The sequence below is a fragment of the Candidatus Andeanibacterium sp. genome (assembly GCF_057143545.1).
Genome location: NZ_DBNHSF010000227.1, coordinates 1 through 2053, shown reverse-complemented (window position 1 = coordinate 2053; position 2053 = coordinate 1). Strand labels below are relative to the sequence as shown.

Annotated in this window: 3 protein-coding genes; 2 read left to right on the top strand and 1 reads right to left on the bottom strand. The window is 63.7% G+C overall.

Annotation, left to right across the window (positions count from 1 at the left end):
• A partial coding sequence (locus tag AC16XC_RS13155) for a GatB/YqeY domain-containing protein (protein ID WP_484035117.1) occupies positions 1 to 344 on the bottom strand: 344 nt, incomplete at its 3' end.
• A gap of 158 nt (positions 345 to 502) precedes the next feature.
• On the opposite strand from AC16XC_RS13155, the gene carA reads away from it, so the two are divergent.
• Together carA and AC16XC_RS13145 are read left to right on the top strand one after the other, a co-directional pair.
• A complete protein-coding gene (carA, locus tag AC16XC_RS13150) occupies positions 503 to 1699 on the top strand; it encodes a glutamine-hydrolyzing carbamoyl-phosphate synthase small subunit (protein WP_484035116.1) in 1197 nt (398 codons plus the stop codon).
• A 188-nt stretch (positions 1700 to 1887) separates the two neighbouring features.
• The coding region (locus AC16XC_RS13145; protein WP_484035118.1) for a carbamoyl phosphate synthase preATP-grasp domain-containing protein at positions 1888 to 2053 on the top strand (166 nt) is incomplete at its 3' end.

Below are 2053 nucleotides of genomic sequence, written 5' to 3'. Positions count from 1 at the left end.
GCGCCGAGTTCGGCCTTGATCGCCGCGATCGCTCCATTGATCTCATCGTCAGACATCTGCGCAGGAAGGAATTCCTCGATCACCGCCAGCTCGCTTTGTTCCTGGTCGGCCAGCTCCTGGCGGCCGCCCTGCTGGTAGAGCTCGATCGATTCGCGGCGTTGCTTGGCCATTTTCTGGAGCACCTCGATCACCAGGTCGTCGTCGTTCTCGGGGGGCTTGCCGGTCCTGAGTTCGATATCGCGGTCCTTGATCTTGGCGAGGATCAGGCGAACGGCGGCGAGGCGCGGCTTGTCGCCGGCCTTCATCGCGGAGACTTGCGCGGCTTTGATCGTATCGCGGAGCATTTTTCCAGCACTTTCCTGTGGATGATTGGACCCGGATGTAGGCCTCGCCGCGACCAGTGCAAGTTTTGTCGCTTCAAGCGGTTGACGCGAAGCACTGGCGCGTCTAGCCGCCGAGCCTTAGCGCACATCGCCGAAAACCCAAGCCAACGGAGCGCCATATGGCCGACCCCGCATCCTCGCACGCGCAACCCAAGGGCGCGACGGGAGTCCTCGTCCTGGCCGACGGTTCGCTGATCTGGGGCCGGGGTTTCGGGGCGAGCGGCAGCGCGGTGGGCGAAGTCTGCTTCAACACCGCCATGACCGGCTACCAGGAGGTGATGACCGATCCCTCCTATGCCGGGCAGATCGTCACCTTCACCTTCCCTCATATCGGCAATGTCGGCGCGAATGACGAGGACGTCGAATCGCACGGGGTCGACAGCGCGGTCGGCTGCGTGGTCCGCGAAGAGGTCACCGCGCCGAGCAATTTCCGCTCGCGCCGCACCTTCACCCAGTGGTTGGAGGATAACGGCAAGATCGGCCTGTCGGGTGTCGATACACGGGCGCTGACCCGGCGGATCCGTACCTCGGGCGCGCCCAATGCGGTGATCGCGCATGAGCCGAGCGGCAAGTTCGACATCAAGGCGCTGCTCAAGCGCGCGCAGGACTGGCCCGGCCTCGAAGGCATGGACCTGGCCCGGATCGTCAGCCGCAGCGACCGCGAGGATTGGGACGGCGGCGCCTGGAAGCTGGGCGAGGGCTACGAGACCGGCGAGGGGGGCAAGGATTCCGGGGGCCGCCCGCATGTCGTTGCGGTGGATTACGGGGCGAAGGACAATATCTTCCGCAACCTCGTGAAGGCCGGGGCGAAGGTCACCGTGGTCCCGGCGGAGACCTCGCTCGAGGATATCCTCGCGCTCGAACCCGCGGGCGTATTCCTCTCGAACGGCCCGGGCGATCCGGCGGCGACCGGCGAATATGCGGTGCCGGTGATCAAGGGCTTGCTCGACCGGGACATCCCGATCTTCGGAATCTGCTTGGGGCACCAGCTGCTCGCGCTCGCGGCAGGGGCGAAGACGGTCAAGATGTTCCAGGGCCATCGCGGGGCGAACCACCCGGTCCAGCGGGTCGGAGGGGTGTGGGATGCGACCGAGGGCCTGGTCGAGATCACCAGCATGAACCACGGCTTCGCGGTCGATGCCGCGACCCTGCCGGACAATGTGATCGAGACCCACAAGAGCCTGTTCGACGGTTCGAATTGCGGAATTTCGATCAAGGGCAAGCGCGCCTTCGGCGTCCAGTATCACCCCGAGGCATCGCCCGGCCCGATGGACAGCTTCTACCTGTTCGAGAAATTCGTGGGGATGTTGGGGTGACGGCAGGTTGGACCAAGAATCCCTCTCCTCTTTGCGGGAGAGGGTTGGGATGGACAGCTTCTGCCTGTTCGAGAAGTTTGTGGGGATGCTCGATTAATGCCCAAACGTACTGACATCTCCTCGATCCACCAAAACTCCCTTCCCCTTAGGGAAGGGCTTCCACCGCTCTGATAGCAAAGCACTTCTGAATGCCCAAACGCACCGACATCTCCTCGATCCTCGTCATTGGCGCCGGCCCGATCATTATCGGCCAGGCCTGCGAGTTCGACTATTCGGGCACCCAGGCGATCAAGGCGCTCAAGGAAGACGGCTATCGCGTCGTGCTGGTGAACAGCAATCCGGCGACGATCATGA

Excerpts from the sequence above, each read along its gene's own strand:
- carA (WP_484035116.1), top strand. The coding sequence starts at position 503 with ATGGCCGACCCCGCATCCTCGCACGCGCAACCCAAGGGCGCGACGGGA.